The sequence below is a fragment of the Herbaspirillum autotrophicum genome, assembly GCF_001189915.1.
Taxonomy (GTDB): domain Bacteria; phylum Pseudomonadota; class Gammaproteobacteria; order Burkholderiales; family Burkholderiaceae_D; genus Herbaspirillum; species Herbaspirillum autotrophicum.
Map to the genome: position 1 here is coordinate 61,357 of NZ_LFLS01000031.1, position 15,744 is coordinate 77,100.

At 56.8% G+C, this 15,744-nt stretch carries 18 protein-coding genes; 11 read left to right on the plus strand and 7 right to left on the minus strand.

The features are described from left to right. Nucleotide 1: 1 nt before the first annotated feature. The 9 genes from urtE (at nucleotide 2) to AKL27_RS20780 (ending at nucleotide 6,694) form a co-directional block, all read left to right on the plus strand. Nucleotides 2-700, plus strand: coding sequence for an urea ABC transporter ATP-binding subunit UrtE (urtE, locus tag AKL27_RS20740; protein WP_050464768.1), 699 nt, complete (start codon nucleotides 2-4; stop codon nucleotides 698-700). Between the two features lie 102 nt (nucleotides 701-802). Then, complete coding sequence (locus AKL27_RS20745; RefSeq protein ID WP_050464769.1) at nucleotides 803-1,693, plus strand: urease accessory protein UreD; 891 nt, start codon at nucleotides 803-805, stop codon at nucleotides 1,691-1,693. Between the two features lie 8 nt (nucleotides 1,694-1,701). Then, complete coding sequence (locus AKL27_RS20750; RefSeq protein ID WP_050464770.1) at nucleotides 1,702-2,004, plus strand: urease subunit gamma; 303 nt, start codon at nucleotides 1,702-1,704, stop codon at nucleotides 2,002-2,004. 28 nt (nucleotides 2,005-2,032) lie between these two features. Beyond that, the gene (locus tag AKL27_RS20755; RefSeq protein WP_050464771.1) at nucleotides 2,033-2,362 is read left to right on the plus strand and encodes an urease subunit beta; all 330 of its coding nucleotides are present in this window, start codon (nucleotides 2,033-2,035) and stop codon (nucleotides 2,360-2,362) included. Beyond that, the gene (gene ureC, locus AKL27_RS20760) at nucleotides 2,359-4,059 is read left to right on the plus strand and encodes an urease subunit alpha (protein WP_050464772.1); all 1,701 of its coding nucleotides are present in this window, start codon (nucleotides 2,359-2,361) and stop codon (nucleotides 4,057-4,059) included. Before AKL27_RS20755 ends, ureC begins: the two co-directional genes overlap by 4 nt. An 11-nt stretch (nucleotides 4,060-4,070) precedes the next feature. Next, complete coding sequence (gene ureE, locus AKL27_RS20765; RefSeq protein WP_050464773.1) at nucleotides 4,071-4,592, plus strand: urease accessory protein UreE; 522 nt, start codon at nucleotides 4,071-4,073, stop codon at nucleotides 4,590-4,592. 11 nt (nucleotides 4,593-4,603) lie between these two features. Then, the gene (locus AKL27_RS20770; RefSeq protein WP_050464774.1) at nucleotides 4,604-5,284 is read left to right on the plus strand and encodes an urease accessory protein UreF; all 681 of its coding nucleotides are present in this window, start codon (nucleotides 4,604-4,606) and stop codon (nucleotides 5,282-5,284) included. 98 nt (nucleotides 5,285-5,382) lie between these two features. Continuing rightward, on the plus strand, nucleotides 5,383-6,024 hold the full coding sequence (gene ureG, locus AKL27_RS20775; protein WP_050464775.1) for an urease accessory protein UreG: 642 nt from the start codon (nucleotides 5,383-5,385) through the stop codon (nucleotides 6,022-6,024). Nucleotides 6,025-6,091: 67 nt separating this feature from the next. Next, nucleotides 6,092-6,694: a HupE/UreJ family protein gene (locus AKL27_RS20780; RefSeq protein WP_050464776.1), complete on the plus strand. Its 603-nt coding sequence runs from the start codon at nucleotides 6,092-6,094 to the stop codon at nucleotides 6,692-6,694. Here the strand turns inward: AKL27_RS20780 and glpD are convergent. The 5 genes from glpD to phnD form a co-directional block, all read right to left on the minus strand. Next, the gene (gene glpD, locus AKL27_RS20785; protein WP_232311057.1) at nucleotides 6,673-8,268 is read right to left on the minus strand and encodes a glycerol-3-phosphate dehydrogenase; all 1,596 of its coding nucleotides are present in this window, start codon (nucleotides 8,266-8,268) and stop codon (nucleotides 6,673-6,675) included. The genes AKL27_RS20780 and glpD overlap by 22 nt on opposite strands. A 26-nt stretch (nucleotides 8,269-8,294) precedes the next feature. After that, entirely contained in the window at nucleotides 8,295-9,125 is an 831-nt protein-coding gene (phnE, locus tag AKL27_RS20790) for a phosphonate ABC transporter, permease protein PhnE (RefSeq protein WP_050464778.1), read from the minus strand. Then, complete coding sequence (gene phnE, locus AKL27_RS20795; protein WP_050464779.1) at nucleotides 9,118-9,915, minus strand: phosphonate ABC transporter, permease protein PhnE; 798 nt, start codon at nucleotides 9,913-9,915, stop codon at nucleotides 9,118-9,120. The genes phnE (AKL27_RS20790) and phnE (AKL27_RS20795) overlap by 8 nt, the downstream gene beginning before the upstream one ends. Beyond that, the gene (gene phnC, locus AKL27_RS20800; protein ID WP_050464780.1) at nucleotides 9,912-10,682 is read right to left on the minus strand and encodes a phosphonate ABC transporter ATP-binding protein; all 771 of its coding nucleotides are present in this window, start codon (nucleotides 10,680-10,682) and stop codon (nucleotides 9,912-9,914) included. The genes phnE (AKL27_RS20795) and phnC overlap by 4 nt, the downstream gene beginning before the upstream one ends. A 164-nt stretch (nucleotides 10,683-10,846) precedes the next feature. Next, nucleotides 10,847-11,836 carry a phosphate/phosphite/phosphonate ABC transporter substrate-binding protein gene (gene phnD, locus AKL27_RS20805; protein ID WP_050464781.1) on the minus strand — a complete coding sequence of 330 codons (990 nt, stop codon included), beginning with the start codon at nucleotides 11,834-11,836 and terminating at the stop codon, nucleotides 10,847-10,849. A 272-nt stretch (nucleotides 11,837-12,108) separates the two neighbouring features. On the opposite strand from phnD, the gene AKL27_RS20810 reads away from it, so the two are divergent. Both AKL27_RS20810 and AKL27_RS20815 read left to right on the plus strand, forming a co-directional pair. Further along, nucleotides 12,109-12,789, plus strand: coding sequence for a response regulator transcription factor (locus AKL27_RS20810; RefSeq protein WP_050464782.1), 681 nt, complete (start codon nucleotides 12,109-12,111; stop codon nucleotides 12,787-12,789). Continuing rightward, entirely contained in the window at nucleotides 12,786-14,180 is a 1,395-nt protein-coding gene (locus AKL27_RS20815) for a sensor histidine kinase (RefSeq protein WP_157057032.1), read from the plus strand. The genes AKL27_RS20810 and AKL27_RS20815 overlap by 4 nt, the downstream gene beginning before the upstream one ends. Before the next feature lie 14 nt (nucleotides 14,181-14,194). Here the strand turns inward: AKL27_RS20815 and AKL27_RS20820 are convergent, their stop codons facing one another. After that, nucleotides 14,195-14,734: a P-loop NTPase family protein gene (locus AKL27_RS20820; protein ID WP_050464784.1), complete on the minus strand. Its 540-nt coding sequence runs from the start codon at nucleotides 14,732-14,734 to the stop codon at nucleotides 14,195-14,197. Between the two features lie 90 nt (nucleotides 14,735-14,824). After that, nucleotides 14,825-15,463 (minus strand): hypothetical protein, encoded by a 639-nt coding sequence (locus tag AKL27_RS20825; protein WP_332308359.1) that lies wholly within the window; start codon nucleotides 15,461-15,463, stop codon nucleotides 14,825-14,827. Nucleotides 15,464-15,744 lie beyond the last annotated feature (281 nt).

The following is a 15,744-nucleotide window of genomic DNA, read 5'->3' on the forward strand; positions in this document are numbered from 1 at the left end:
CATGCTGCAAGTCAATCAACTGAACCAATACTACGGTTCCTCGCATACGCTGCGCGGTGTTTCGCTCAATGTCGAAAAAGGCAAATGCATGACGCTGCTGGGCCGCAACGGCGTCGGCAAAACCACCTTGCTCAAATGCCTGATGGGGGTGCTGCCGGTGGCCACCGGCAGCGTGTCGCTGGAAGGTCGCGACATCACCAAGCTGAAACCGCATCAGCGCGCTGCACTCGGTATTGCCTATGTCCCGCAGGGACGCGAAATCTTCGCCCGTCTGACGGTGGAAGAAAATCTGTTGATGGGCATGGCCACCAAATCCGGCAAGCAAGCCTCGGTCATCAAAGGCGAAGTGTACGAACTGTTCCCGGTGCTCAAGGAAATGCTGCATCGTCGCGGCGGCGATCTGTCCGGCGGTCAGCAACAGCAACTGGCGATTGCCCGCGCCTTGCTGGCCGAACCGAAACTAATCATTCTGGATGAACCGACCGAAGGGATCCAGCCATCGATCATCAAGGATATCGGGCGCGTCATCAGTTTGTTGCGCGCACGCGGCGACATCGGCATCTTGTTGTGTGAACAATATTTCGATTTTGCGCGTGAGCTGGCCGACAACTTTGTCGTCATGTCGCGTGGTGAAGTGGTGGTGGCCGGCACCCGCGACCAGATGGATGACGACAACGTCAAACGGCATCTCGCGGTATAGCGCCATGCATGTCTCGTCACGTACCGTCAGGCCGGGCAGATGGCCTCGTGCCTTTTTGCCGGAGGTCTGCTATAAAAGGGACTTGTCCGTCCCCGACAACACATGAAACGTCTCACTGATCCAGCCATTGCCGCAGCCGCTCCGGACGCAGTGCCGGGCGTGGGACCACGCCATGACGTGGCGCGTTTGCGGCTGGGCTTCAGCGACGACGCCGGCGTCACTCGCATGACCGAGCGCAGCCACTTTGGTCCGTTGCGGGTGCAAAAACCGCTGTATCCCGAACACCCTTCGATCTGCCACGCCATCATCGTGCACCCGCCGGGCGGCATTGTCGGCGGCGATGAGTTGCACATCGACGCCACGCTCGGCGATCAGGCCCACGCATTACTGACCACACCCGGTGCCGGTAAATGGTATCGCGCCAACGGTAATCTCTCGCACCAATACGTCACGCTGCAAGCCGCTGCCGGCGCCCGCCTGGAATGGCTGCCGCAAGAAACCATTTTCTTCAACGAAGCCGATGTCCGCCTGGAACACAAGGTCACGCTGGCGGTCGATGCCAGTTATATCGGCGGTGAAATCCTGTGCTTCGGTCGTACCGCCTCAGGCGAGTCGTTTACCCGTGGCAGCGTCGGTCAGCGCACCAGCATCCGACGCGACGGCAAATTGCTCTGGTTCGAACAAGGCGTCCTGCATGCCCATGCTGCCTCCATGCACAGTCCGCTGTCGCTGGCCGGCTACACGGTATGCGCGACCCTGATCGCGGTGGGAAAGACCATGACGCCGGCTTTCCTGCAAACCCTGCGTGAAGAAACCGCAGTCGCCGCAGAGGATGGCCGCAGTGGCGCCACACAAATGAAACAGGTACTGGTGGCACGCTATCTAGGTCACTCCAGCGAATCGGCGCGCCACTGGATGACGCGTGCATGGCAGCGCATCCGACCGGAATTGATGACACACGAAGCGGTAATCCCGCGCATCTGGAATACCTAGGAACAATCATGGAACTGACCCCTCGCGAAAAAGACAAGCTGCTCATCTTCACCGCTGCGCTGCTGGCAGAACGCCGCAAGGCGCGTGGCCTGAAATTGAATTATCCGGAAGCCGTAGCCTTGATCACGGCGGCCATCATGGAAGGTGCGCGCGATGGCCGCACGGTGGCCGAACTGATGTCGGAAGGCACCCGAATATTGAGCCGCGCCGATGTCATGGATGGCATCGCCGAAATGATTCCCGACATCCAGGTCGAGGCAACTTTCCCGGACGGCACCAAGCTGGTGACCGTGCATCATCCGATTCCATAACATCGATTCTTATTGCAGAGGAAGCACCATGATTCCAGGTGAAATGCTGGTGGAACCCGGCGATATCGAACTCAATGTCGGTCGTCCCACATGCACGGTAAAGGTTGCCAACAGCGGTGACCGGCCGATCCAGATCGGCTCGCATTTTCATTTTTACGAAACCAATCCGGCCTTGCAATTCGACCGCGAAACGGCGTATGGCATGCGCCTCAATATCGCGTCCGGCACTGCCGTGCGCTTCGAGCCGGGCCAATCACGTACGGTAGAGCTGGTGGCGCTGGCAGGTGAGCGCAAGGTCTACGGCTTCAACGGCAAAGTGATGGGCGCACTCGACAGCAAGAAGGGAAGTCAGTCATGAGCAAGATTTCGCGGCAAGCCTATGCGGAAATGTTTGGTCCCACTACCGGTGATCGCCTGCGCCTGGCCGATACCGAATTGTTCATTGAAATCGAACAGGACTTCACCACCTACGGCGAGGAAGTCAAATTCGGCGGCGGCAAGGTGATTCGCGATGGCATGGGCCAGTCGCAACGCAATCACAACGAGGTGATGGACACCGTGATCACCAACGCCGTGATCCTTGATCACTGGGGTATCGTCAAAGCCGATATCGGCATCAAGGGCGGCAAGATCGCCGGCATCGGCAAGGCCGGCAATCCGGATATTCAGCCGAACGTCACAATGGCCATCGGCGGCGCCACCGAAATCATCGCCGGTGAAGGCTTGATCGTGACCGCCGGTGGCGTCGATACGCATATCCACTTCATCTGTCCGCAACAAATCGAAGAAGCGCTGATGAGCGGCGTCACCACCATGATTGGCGGCGGCACCGGACCGGCGGTCGGCACTGCGGCGACCACGTGTACGCCCGGACCGTGGCATATCCATTCGATGCTGTCGGCAGCCGACGCGTTTCCGATGAATCTGGGTTTCCTCGGCAAGGGCAACGTCAGTTTGCCGACGCCGCTTGAAGAACAGGTCAATGCCGGCGCCATTGGCCTCAAGCTGCATGAGGACTGGGGTTCGACTCCGGCCGCCATCGACAACTGCCTGTCGGTGGCTGACCGCATGGATGTGCAAGTGGCGATTCACAGCGACACGCTCAATGAAGGCGGCTTCCTGGAACACACGCTGGCGGCGTTCAAGGACCGCACCATCCATACCTTCCACACCGAGGGTGCAGGTGGTGGTCACGCGCCGGATATCATCGCCGCCGTCGGCCAGAGCAATGTGTTGCCGTCATCGACCAATCCGACCCGGCCCTTCACCGTCAATACGCTCGACGAACATCTGGACATGCTGATGGTCTGCCATCACCTGGATCCGGCCATTGCCGAAGACATTGCCTTTGCCGAGTCGCGCATCCGGCGCGAGACGATTGCCGCGGAAGATATCTTGCATGACATCGGTGCGATCTCGATGATGTCGTCCGATTCACAAGCCATGGGCCGGGTTGGCGAAGTCATCATGCGCACCTGGCAGACGGCGCACAAGATGAAGGTGCAACGCGGTTCGCTGGCACAAGATCCGTCGCGCAACGATAACTTCCGCGTCAAGCGCTATGTCGCCAAGTACACCATCAACCCGGCGATCACCCATGGCATTTCGCATGTGGTCGGTTCGCTGGAAGTCGGCAAGGTGGCAGACATCGTTTTGTGGAAGCCGGCCTTCTTCGGCGCCAAGCCGTCGATGATTCTCAAGAGCGGCATGATCGCGGCGGCGCAAATGGGTGACCCCAACGCCTCGATTCCAACCCCGCAACCGGTACATTACCGCATGATGTTCGGCGCCTACGGCGGTGGCTTGAAAACCTCGATGACCTTTGTGTCGCAAGCGGCTTTCGACAGCGGCATCGGCGATATGCTGAAACTCAACAAGCCACTGGTCGCAGTCAAGAACATGCGCCATCTGCGCAAGCGCGACATGATTCACAACGGCGCCACGCCGCGCATGGAAGTCGATTCCGAAACCTATGAAGTGCGCGCTGACGGCGAGTTGCTGGTGTGCGAACCAGCCAGGATTTTGCCGCTGGCACAACGTTACTTTTTATTTTAAGCGGATCCCTCATGTTGACTCTCAATACCAAAACAGATCAGAGCGACCGGATCGACGGCGAGCTCATCCTGCCTTACGATCAACGCGAAAAAAGTCGTCTGCGGGCGACGCTGCAATCGGGCGAAGAAGTCGCCGTATTCACGGTGCGCGGCACCATCTTGCGTGACGGCGATTTGTTGCGCGGCGATGACGGCCGGGTGATCAAGATCACGGCCGCCAAAGAAGAAACGTATCGGGTGGAGGGGGATAACGCTCAACATCTGCTGCGTTGCGCATTCCATTTGGGTAACCGGCATACGCAGGCGCAGATCGCCAGCGAAGCCGGCACCAGTTTTTTGCGCATTCGGATGGATGCGGTACTCAAGGAAATGCTGGAAGGACTGGGTGCACGCGTGCGGGCCGAACAAGCCCCATTCGAACCGGAATCGGGTGCCTATGGCGGCGGCCATCACCATCACGGCGATGACCGTCATCCGCTGGCGCCGATTCCGCTGCGGCAAAAAATTCATCGCCCCGGCGACAAGCCGGAATAAGGATCAGCGCCATGCATGCCCAAGCCTTGCTGCACCTGTTGCAACTGACCAGTCCGTCACTGCCGATTGGTGCGTACAGCTATTCGCAAGGCCTGGAAGCGGCGCTCGAAAATGGCACTGTCAAGGATGAAGCCAGCGCCCGCCGCTGGATCGTCGATACCTTGCACGAAGTCGTCGCCCGCTTCGAGGCACCGGTGCTGTGGCGCTTGCTGCATGCTTTTGCGGCACGCGATGCCGATGCCGTACAACTGTGGACCGAGCGCTTTATTGCCGCACGTGATACGGCGGAGTTCCGTGCCGAAACCATTCAGATGGGATATTCGCTCGGCAAGCTGGCCGGCGATCTGCAGATTGGCGATGCCGATTTGCATGCCCTGTTGCTGGCGCAACCCGAAATCCCGCTGCCGACCGCATTGGCCTATGCCGCTGTGGCCTTGAATGTGCCGCATGATGCAGCGTTGCTGGGCATGTTGTTTTCGTGGGCCGAGAATCAGGTGCTGGTTTGTGTCAAATCGGTGCCGCTCGGCCAGGTCTCCGGGCAACGTCTGCTATTGTCGCTGCAGCCGGAACTGGAACGGGCCGCGCAACTTGCCCCCGCTCTCAACGACGACGAACTGTCGAACTGGTCGCCCGGGCTGTCGTTGTTATCGATGCAACATGAAATTCAATATAGTCGCCTGTATCGTTCATAAACCAGGAATGGCAAACCAGCACTCATGCATTTCGCCACACCGTATTTCTTTATCTCGTTTGTTGTTTTTTCGGATTCCGTTTTCAGAAAGCCCTGTATATGACCAACCCATCCAGCCCCAATCCCTTGCGCGTCGGTATCGGCGGCCCGGTCGGCTCCGGCAAGACCGCGCTGTGTGAAATGCTGTGCAAGCGCATGCGTGACCATTACGATATGGCCGTCATCACCAATGACATCTACACCAAGGAAGACATGGAAATTCTGCTGCGCGCCGATGCGTTGCCGGCGGAACGTCTGATGGGCGTGGAAACCGGCGGTTGCCCGCATACCGCGATTCGCGAAGACGCCTCCATCAATCTGGAAGCCATTGCCCGCATGAGCGCCGATTTTCCTGATCTCGACCTGATACTGGTAGAATCCGGCGGCGACAATCTGGCGGCAACATTCAGTCCGGAATTGTCGGATTTGACGATTTATGTGATCGATGTCGCCGGCGGTGAAAAGATTCCGCGCAAAGGCGGTCCCGGCATTACCCGCTCTGATTTGCTGATCATCAACAAGACCGATCTGGCGCCCTATGTCGGCGCCAATCTCGATATCATGGCGCAAGATGCCAAGCGCATGCGCGGAGACCGGCCATTTGTGTTCACCAATCTGCGCAGCGGCGATGGCGTGGAAACCGTGATTGAATATATTCGCAAGCAAGGTTTGCTCGACGAAAAACAAAAAAAGCCGGCTTGATCCGACCGCCGTTACGGCCAGAAGATTGCGCTGCTATCTATCCAGAATTTATCAGAAGGAGAAAAACATGTTCCGCATTTCCACCAAAACCCTGGCGCGTACCGGTGCACTGGCAGTCGCAGTATTTGCCACCGGCAGCGCTTTCGCTCACCCCGGGCATCCCGGCTCGATGATGAGTTTCGGCGCCGGCTTTTCCCATCCGTTTTCCGGTATCGATCACTTGCTGGCAATGCTGGCAGTCGGTTTGTGGGCCGCGCAAAACAAACGCTCGGCACTGTGGATGTTGCCCCTGGCATTCCCATTGATGATGGTGGTCGGTGCGCTGCTGGCGTTCAATGGCTTGAATCTGCCATCGGTTGAAACCGGTATCGCCGCTTCGGTCGCCGTGCTGGGTCTGTTGATTGCCTTTGCCGTCAGATTGCCGCTGTGGGCAAGCACTGCGGTGGTGTCGGTGTTCGCGGTATTTCACGGTTACGCGCACGGCAGTGAACTGCCGCACGGTTCATCGGCGGCACTGTATGGCGCCGGCTTCATTCTGGCCACCGCATTGCTGCATGCCACCGGCCTGATCGTCGGCGTCGTCGCCGGCAAACAAATGGCCGACCGGGTGGTGCGTATTGCCGGTGCCGGCATTGCCGGCGTTGGTGCTTATTTGCTGACCACGGCCTGATCGGTTTCTTCTGCCACACTGTGACCCCGGGATTTGCCGCTGCTGCGCGCGGCAATCCAGTTGTCCAGAATGACGTCGCTGCCGGCTGGCAAATGCAATCCCAGCTTGGAGCGACGCCATAAAATATCGGCTGCGCAACTGGCCCATTCCTGCCGCATCAGATAGTCCACCTCGACGGCGAACAAGCCACTGAGGATTTCTTCCCCCATGTTTTCCATCGTCTTGCAACCCGCCAGCAATTGCTGCGTGCGGCTGCCGTATGCACGCGCATAACGCGCCAGCAGCGGTGCCGGCAACCAGGCATGGTCACGTTGCAAATTGCTGATGAAGCGGTCGAATTCGCGTACTGAACGGTTATCCGGTCTGGCATCGAATATGTCACCGCCCGGCAGGCAGGCGTTGGCGGTCCAGCTGACTTGCGTATTGGCCAGCGCCGGTGCGATCAGATCCACGGCTTCTTCTGCCAGTTTGCGGAAGGTCGTGATCTTGCCGCCGAAGACTGACAACAGCGGTGCGCCTTCAACGTCAAAGTCGAGCTGATAATCACGAGTGACTGCCGAAGCATCGGCTGCCGCATCTTCCAGCAACGGCCGGACGCCGGCATAAGACCAGACGACATCGGCAGGGGTGATGGCCTTTTCGAAATAGCGATTCGACAACGTGCACAGGTAATCGATTTCTTCGGCGGAGATACTGACCTTGCTGGTATCGCCGTGATACTCGACATCGGTGGTCCCGATCAGCGTGAACTCTTTTTCGTAGGGAATCGCAAACACGATGCGGCCATCAGGATTCTGGAAGATGTAGGCATGATCGTGCTGGGACAAACGCTTGACGACAATGTGACTGCCCTTGACCAGCCGCACCGATTTGCTGGAAGAACGTTGTGCCGCCCCTTCCAGAAATTGCGCGACCCAGGGGCCGGCAGCATTGACAACGCAACGCGCGGTGACCTTGATGTTCTGGCCTTGCCGATCGCGCAAGCTTGCCTGCCAGGTCGCGCCTTGCCGGGCAATCGACTCGCAACGGGTATGCGTCAGTATCCTGGCGCCGCGTTCTGCCGCGTCCATCGCATTGAGTACCACCAGACGGGCATCGTCGACCCAACCATCGGAATAGACAAAGCCGCGCACGAAATTGGATTTCAGCGGCGCGCCCGCCGCGTGCTTGCGCAAGTTGATCGCGCGCGACCCGGGCAACAACTCGCGCCGTGCCAGATGATCGTACAAGAACATGCCGGCACGGATCAGCCATGCCGGGCGCTGGCCCTTATCGTGCGGCATCACGAAACGCATCGGCCACATGATGTGCGGTGCGGCACGCAACAAGACTTCCCGCTCGATCAGCGCCTTGCGAACCAGACCGAACTCGTAATGTTCCAGATAGCGCAGGCCGCCATGAATCAGTTTGCTTGACGACGATGAGGTATGCGCCGCCAGATCATCCTGTTCGCACAAGACCACCGACAGGCCACGACCGGCAGCGTCGCGGGCAATGCCGACGCCATTGATGCCACCACCAACCACCAGGACATCGCAAACCAGCGTGTCGATATTTTCTGCAGTTTGATTCACGATGCGATTCATGTCTTCTGTGGTCTTTACAAAACGCGTTTACGTATTTGCGTCACGGCAATTTCCGTCACGATCACGATCGCGAAAATCGATACCAGCACGGTCGCCACACGCGGCCACTGGAACAGATTCAATGCCGTATCCAGCACCATGCCGATACCACCGGCGCCGACGATACCGAGCACTGCCGATTCGCGCACATTGATATCCCAGCGCAACAGAATGATCGATAGAAACGCCGGTCGCAGTTGCGGCCAGTAGCCATACCAGATTTCAGAAAACTTGCCGGCACCGGAAGCCTGCAAGGCTTCAATCGGACCACGTGGCATCTGCTCAATGGTTTCGCCAACCATCTTGCCGACAAAACCGATGGAACGGAATGCAATCGCCAAGGTTCCCGCCACCGGACCGGGGCCGAAAATTGCCAGAAACAGCAAGGCCCAGACCAGCGAGTTGACCGAACGGCTGGCAACCAGCACGATGCGCGCCAGCAGATTGAGCAGGCGATTTTGCGTCAGATTGGATGCCACCAGCAAACCGAACGGAATGGCCAGCACGATGGACAGCAAAGTACCCAGTGTCGCAATATGCAGCGTTTCCACCAGTCCGGCCTGGACGTCGCTGGCATAGTAAGCCCAGTCGATTGGCCACATGCGGCCGAGCATGTCGCCCATCTGTTCCGGTGCGTCATACAGGAATTCCGGGATCACTTCGATATAGCGCAGCGATTGCATGACCGCCAGCGCAATCACCAGCCACACGCTGAAGCGCAACAGTTTTTGCGACAGGGTATGGCGTTGCCAGATACGCTCGTTGGTAGCCAACGAGCCCGGCGCTGAGAGTACGGTATCAGACATTGAACACCTTCTTGACTGAATTGGCCAGCAGTTCACCGACGACGATGATGGCGATGATCGTGATCAGAATCGTGAATACGAAATCGTAATCGAAGCGTTGGAAGGCAGAGAACAATACGCCGCCGACACCACCCGCACCGACAATACCGACCATGGTCGAATTGCGCAGATTGGAATCGAGCTGATAGGTGGAAAAGCCAACGAAGCGCGACAGCACTTGCGGCAATACGCCGTACAGAATCACGTTCATGAACGAAGCACCGGTTGCACGAATCGCTTCCACTTGTTTGATCGAGATTTCCTCAATCGCTTCCGCAAACAGTTTGCCGATAAAACCAATCGAGGCAACGATCAGTGCCAGCACGCCGGCCAATGCGCCGAAACCGACTGCCTTGACGAACAGAATCGCAACAATCACCGGATGCAGTGAACGACAGACCGACACAAACGCCCGCGCCGGCCACGATACCCACGCCGGCATCAGATTGCGCGCCCCCATCAGTCCGATAGGCAAGCTCAACAGAATACCGAACAGCGATGCCAGCACCGCGATTTGCAAGGTTTCCTTGATGCCGCCCCAGAGGATGTCGCCCTTGCTCAGATCAGGCGGAAACATGCGCGCCAGAAATTTGCCGCCATTGCCGAGACCGGAAGCAAAGCGGTCCCAGGAAAACCCCAGCTGTGAGGCGGCATAGACCGCATACGCCAGGATCAGATAAATGATGACGCGCGTCGTCAGGCTGGGACGAAAGGCCAGACTGATGCGTGATTGACTTTGCACGGCGCTCATGACAACCAGTCCTCACCGCCGTAAATCTGTTTCAGGAAATCATCACTGAGATTTTCAGGGCTGCCGTCATACACCACATGACCGCCGGACATACCGATGATACGGTCGGCGTAACGCTTGGCCAGTTCGACATCATGGATATTCACGATCACCGGAATTTTTTGCGCACGGCCTTGTTCCTTGAGCAAGGAAATGATTTCAAACGACGTCTTGGGATCGAGCGACGAGGTCGGTTCATCCGCCAGCAGCAAGCGCGGTCTTTGCATCAATGCGCGGGCAATGCCGACACGCTGACGCTGGCCACCGGACAAGGCATCGGCACGCTGGTTAGCGAAGGCGCCGAGACCGACGGTATCCAGCAATTGAAATGCGTAAGCGATGTCTTCCTTGGGAAACTTGCGCCGCCATGCTGTCCAGGCACTGACATAGCCGAGCCGGCCGCACAACAGGTTTTCCATCACCGACAAGCGTTCGACCAGATTGTATTCCTGGAACACCATGCCGATATGACGCCGTGCTTCGCGCAAACTGCGGCCGCGCAATTCTGCCAGATTGACGCGCGTGCCACCGCTATTGAACCAGATCGCGCCCTTGCTGGGATCGACCAGGCGATTGATGCAGCGGATCAGTGTCGATTTGCCGGTGCCGGAGGGACCGATGATCGCGACCAGTCCTTCATCGCCAATATTGAGATTGATGCCCTTGAGTATGGGGTGGCCCGGTTTGTACTCTTTAACCAGACCGTCGATTTCTATCGCGTGTGACATGACAAGGGACTTTCTATCAAAAAATTGGGATGTGACATCCCGCAGTCTTCGCGCATGAGCGAAAGACCGGACTGTTACAAAATGCTTTTTCTGGAAACTGCGAGGGGTGATTCAGACCGGCTGCATCATCCCGAAGAGGCGGGATGATGCAGCCGGTCGCGGTATTACTTTTTGCCGGACTGCTGCTTTTCGTAAGCGGCACGGTTGAAGGATTCGCCGGCGGCATGGGCTACGTAGCGCACCATTTCGAAGTCCTTCTTGTAGTCGATAGGGAAGAAGCGGTCGGCGCCGGCAAAGGCTTTTTTCAACTCATCGGTAAAGCGATAGTCGTAGAAGCATTTCAGCATGCGATCACGGAACACCGGTTCCAGATCATGTGCGTAGGCAAAATCCTGGGTCGGGAATTTTTCACTGCGATAGATCACGCGGAAGTTGTCGGCCTTGATGACGCCGCGCTCAACCATGCGATCAAACACGTCCGAAGCAATTGCCGCGGCATCGTAATCGCCGGAATTGACGCCGAGAATCGATTGATCGTGCTTGCCGGAAAAGATGATCTTGTAATCCTTGTCAGGCACGACGCCAGCTTTCGGGAACAAGGCCATCGGTGCCATGTGACCGGAGTTGGAAGACGGTGCAGTGTGTGCAACCTTCTTGCCCTTGAGATCGCTCATCTTTTGAATCGTGCTGTCTTTTCTGACGATCACATTGAGCGTATAACCTTGATAACCCTTGGCATCGCCAATCACGGCAAACGGTACGGCACCGGCGATGTTGACGGCGAAATTGGTCGGTCCCGGCGAGAAACCGCCTACATGCAAACGACCGGAACGCATGGCTTCGATTTCCGCGGCATTGGATTGCACCTGGAAGAACACCACTTTCTTGCTGGTGCATTGCGCCAGGTAATCAGTGAATGGTTTGAAAATCTTGTCGTAGACGGCCGGATCTTCGACCGGTGTGAATGTAAACACCAGTGTATTCGGATTCTTCAGCTTCTTGGGATCAGTCGGTGTATCGGCGACCAGATCTTTATTGGCGTCGCAATATTGCATATCGAGATCGCCGCGATTGCTACAGGTATCCTGCGCATACGAGATTGCCGGAACAACGAGGGCCAGAGCGATCAGACTTTTGATCAGGGGCTGCAACATGATGTCTCCTGGTTATTTTTATGAGTTAAGTGATTAAGTGCATGGCACATGGGGTAATGTGCGGCAGTGTATGTCAGGCGGCCGGCTTTGACTATTTCCGGAACCTCGATTCCCGGAGTTTTCTTGCATTAGGCTTTCCGCTTGCTTTCATTCTGCTTTCACTTTGCTCCGGATTGATCAGGACTGGCCTCGGAACGCGTTTAATTGTATAAAGCCATGGCCAGCTCACGATTGATCGGGAGCTGGCCGTTGCAACAAGAATATTGGAGATCATGCATATCCTGCTGGTGGAAGACGACATCGACATGTCGAAAGCGCTGCTGCGCGCCCTGGAGCGTCGCGGCTTTCAGGTCACGCATTGTGCCGACGGCATCAGTGCGCTGTCGCACATCAAGGATGCCATCGGCGATCTGGTGGTACTCGACCTGAATATTCCCGGGCTGGACGGGCTGCACCTGTTGCAACGGATCCGCTCGCAAAACATTCACACCCCGGTGATTGTGCTGACCGCGCGCGGGGCAGTTGGTGATCGGGTGGTCGGTCTCAATGCGGGTGCTGACGATTATCTGGCCAAACCATTCGATCTGGATGAACTCGACGCCCGCATCCGGGCCTTGTTGCGGCGCAAGGGCAATGCTGAAGAAAGCATCCAGAAATGTGGCGATTTGCGTTTCGAACACAGCTCCGGCGCCTTCTATTGTGGTGACGATGCTTTGGAATTTACGCCGCGCGAACACAATCTGTTGAAAGCACTGATCGCCAAACCGGGCCATGCAGTGACCAAGGAACGCCTGTTCCGCCTGGTCTTCCCGCTGGAAGAAAACGTGCAGATCGAGGCGATTGAAGTGATCGTGCATCGCCTGCGCAAGAAATTGGTACACACCCGTACTGAGATCATGACGCTGCGCGGTCTCGGTTATCTGTTGCGGGTGCAACCCGCTGCCGGCGCATAATGCGCCTCTTTTCCCGGCCGCGTTCCGTCCGCAATTATTTGCTGGCGTGGATCATTTCACCGATTGCGCTGTTCATCGTCATTGATTCCTTTTCGCTGTACCGGAACACGCTCGATTCGGTCAACACTGCCTATGACAGGATGTTGATCGCTTCGGTGCATTCGATCGGGGATTTGCTGCGCATCGAAAATGATGAACTGAAAGTGTCCTTGCCTTACGCGGCGCTCGAAATTTATGAAACCGATTATTCCAGCCGCATGATCTATCGCATCAATGGCTTGAACGGCGAATTCTTGTCGGGCGACGAAGCGCTGCCGAAATTTTCCGGCAAACCGGAAAAGTATGCGATCTATCCCTCGCTCGCGCATATTTACGAAGATACCTACAACGGCGTCCCGGTGCGCGTTGCGGCCTTGTTTCAGCCGGTCGTCACCAACGACCCGCGCGGCGCGGCATTGGTACAGGTAGCAGAAACCATTGAAAACCGCAGCGCACTGGCGCGCAAGATTTTCTGGGAAACCCTGATCCGTCAGGCGGCCTTGCTGGTGGTGATCATGTCGGTCACGCTATACGTTGTGTCGCGTGCATTGCGGCCGGTCGATGCCTTGCGCAAGCAACTTGATGAGCGGCCGGCCGATGATTTATCACCGGTATCAAGTCCGGCCACACCGCGCGAATTGCAACCTTTCGTCAACGCATTGAACCAGCTGATGGCGCGCCTGCAACGCTTGCTGGGACACCAGCAACGTTTCGTCGCCAATGCTTCGCATCAATTGCGAACACCGCTTGCCGTACTCAAAACACAATTGCAATCCGGCTTGCGCGGTGATGCGCCGGCGCATGTGATTCTCGAAGAAATGTCCGGCACCGTGGATCGCGCCACCAATCTGGCCAATCAATTGCTGTCGTTGGCCAAGGTCGAACAATTGCGTGGACGCGGCATTCAGGAATCCTGCGATCTCAGCATGCTGGCGCGCGAAACGGCGGTCGACCTGTCGCCCTTGATTGCCGACAAGAATCTGGATTTCGAACTCGATGCGCAAAAGGTCCATGTGCTGGGTCATCCATGGATGGTCGGCGAATTGATTTCCAATCTGCTGCACAATGCTATCCGGTACACGCCTGTCGACTCCCGGCTCGGCATTCGTATTGCGGCGACCGAAAAGAATGTCGAGCTTTGCGTATGGGATAGCGGTGGCGGTATCAGCGATGATCTTGCCGGCCGCATCTTCAAGGCATTTTCATCCAACGATTCATCCGGTGGCCTGGGACTGACCATATGCGGAGAGATCGCCGATTCCATGCAGGCACAAATCAGCCTGGAAAATCGCATGGTTGACGGCGAGATTGCCGGCTTGAATGCCATTGTGCGATTTCCCCTGCACGCCTGAGATGACGTACGTTGTCAGCCCGATTCACGCATTTGCGCAGCAAATCTGATCACCTCTTCGACCCGGTCATCGACGGTCTGATCGCTCTCCAGCATCAAGACGGGGCAGCGGCGACTTGCCAGCCAAGCTTCGTGACGGGCACGACTGCGGCCGGGTAATCTGCCTTCGTCGTATTGCGCCGCCCATGCAAGAAATTCCGGATTCGCCTTACAAAATAATGCGATCTCCCTGGCTTCGATCCGCTGCAGTCGCAGTGCTGTAGGCAGTGAGAAAAACACCACAAGGTCAAACGACTCTTCCAATGCGGTGCCCCAGCCGCAAACCGAACCGGCGATGACGGATGAGTTGTATCCGGAGATGCTTTCAAGAAGCATCGTCAGCCGGACTCCCGGATCGTATTTTTCTGAAAACGGTGGGTTGGAGGGCTTCCAGTAGAAGCCATCCGCATCCTCGAAATGAATATTGAGCCGGGAGGCCAGTGCGTGTCCCCGCGTGGTCGTGCCAGATCCCGGAGCACCGACGATATTGATACAAGAATACTGAAAACTGTTCATCGCGAACTCCAAAGTAACCCATGCCCGCATACCTGCGTCATCAGCATCGCAGCATGGGTGGTGCAGGAAACAGGAAGGTCTGCGCGACTGCTATTTGCCCAACAAGATCAGTGTCTGATTCCATTCCGCAGCCCATTCCTGCAAAAAATCGTGCGTACTGAATGCTCTCTTCAGATGCGGTAACGGCACCCGATAGACGTCATTCAATCCCAGCGCCAATGTGACAGGGTTCCAGACAGCTTTGTTTTTTGATTTTGCCGCACTGCTTTTCACCCTTGCGCCTTCATCGCCAAAAATACCGCCGGCACCCGCAAGTGACTTCGCCAGATCAATTTTTACCAGGCTGGCAAATGCCATCAATACCTGATCTTTATTGATACCGGCTTGTGATTCCTTCGCTTCCTCAACCGGCTTCGGTTCCGCATCGCGCTTGAGTTTTTTTACCAGGCGCTCCAAGTCTTTCTTCAAAAACCGCAATTCATGCAAAGCCCGTCGAAAACCGGGAGGCTTGAGTTGCGCCACGATCCGATAGACGTCTTTGGTGGTGGTGATCAGCACATCCTCGCTGCCAGCAACCAGCCGCTGGGTATCGCCTTCAAAAAATATCGGTGCCGGATAACCGCCATTCGCATCGCCGAACAACTCCGGATAGTCAGCGTCGTAGTCCAGCCAGACATAGGGAATCAAACCACTCTCGATCAGGTGCGCCAAGGTCCACGGTGTTTTCATGTGACTTTCAAGCCACTCGCATGCTTGCTCTGTTGTTGCCCGAAAAGGCAGTTCGGTAATCGTCATTGGTCTTTCTTTTACGCTATGGATGAGGCAGATTGCGCAACAGGGTTGCTCGGAAAGAGATCGAAGCTGGAGTATGAAGATAAATCGGGATGAATGAATGAGAAATTTGAGTTGGGACGGGAGTCTGTCGTGACAACATGCTCAGGAAAAATGCAGCGCGAGAAAGAAACTCGCAGAAAAGCTATCGAAATCGGCGAGACCAGTTGTTCGGATGA

Coding starts and splice junctions, on each gene's coding strand:
- urtE (WP_050464768.1), top strand. CDS start 2: ATGCTGCAAGTCAATCAACTGAACCAATACTACGGTTCCTCGCATACG.
- AKL27_RS20745 (WP_050464769.1), top strand. CDS start 803: ATGAAACGTCTCACTGATCCAGCCATTGCCGCAGCCGCTCCGGACGCA.
- AKL27_RS20750 (WP_050464770.1), top strand. CDS start 1,702: ATGGAACTGACCCCTCGCGAAAAAGACAAGCTGCTCATCTTCACCGCT.
- AKL27_RS20755 (WP_050464771.1), top strand. CDS start 2,033: ATGATTCCAGGTGAAATGCTGGTGGAACCCGGCGATATCGAACTCAAT.
- ureC (WP_050464772.1), top strand. CDS start 2,359: ATGAGCAAGATTTCGCGGCAAGCCTATGCGGAAATGTTTGGTCCCACT.
- ureE (WP_050464773.1), top strand. CDS start 4,071: ATGTTGACTCTCAATACCAAAACAGATCAGAGCGACCGGATCGACGGC.
- AKL27_RS20770 (WP_050464774.1), top strand. CDS start 4,604: ATGCATGCCCAAGCCTTGCTGCACCTGTTGCAACTGACCAGTCCGTCA.
- ureG (WP_050464775.1), top strand. CDS start 5,383: ATGACCAACCCATCCAGCCCCAATCCCTTGCGCGTCGGTATCGGCGGC.
- AKL27_RS20780 (WP_050464776.1), top strand. CDS start 6,092: ATGTTCCGCATTTCCACCAAAACCCTGGCGCGTACCGGTGCACTGGCA.
- phnE (WP_050464778.1), bottom strand. CDS start 9,125: ATGTCTGATACCGTACTCTCAGCGCCGGGCTCGTTGGCTACCAACGAG.
- phnE (WP_050464779.1), bottom strand. CDS start 9,915: ATGAGCGCCGTGCAAAGTCAATCACGCATCAGTCTGGCCTTTCGTCCC.
- phnC (WP_050464780.1), bottom strand. CDS start 10,682: ATGTCACACGCGATAGAAATCGACGGTCTGGTTAAAGAGTACAAACCG.
- phnD (WP_050464781.1), bottom strand. CDS start 11,836: ATGTTGCAGCCCCTGATCAAAAGTCTGATCGCTCTGGCCCTCGTTGTT.
- AKL27_RS20810 (WP_050464782.1), top strand. CDS start 12,109: ATGCATATCCTGCTGGTGGAAGACGACATCGACATGTCGAAAGCGCTG.
- AKL27_RS20820 (WP_050464784.1), bottom strand. CDS start 14,734: ATGAACAGTTTTCAGTATTCTTGTATCAATATCGTCGGTGCTCCGGGA.
- AKL27_RS20825 (WP_332308359.1), bottom strand. CDS start 15,463: ATGAAAACACCGTGGACCTTGGCGCACCTGATCGAGAGTGGTTTGATT.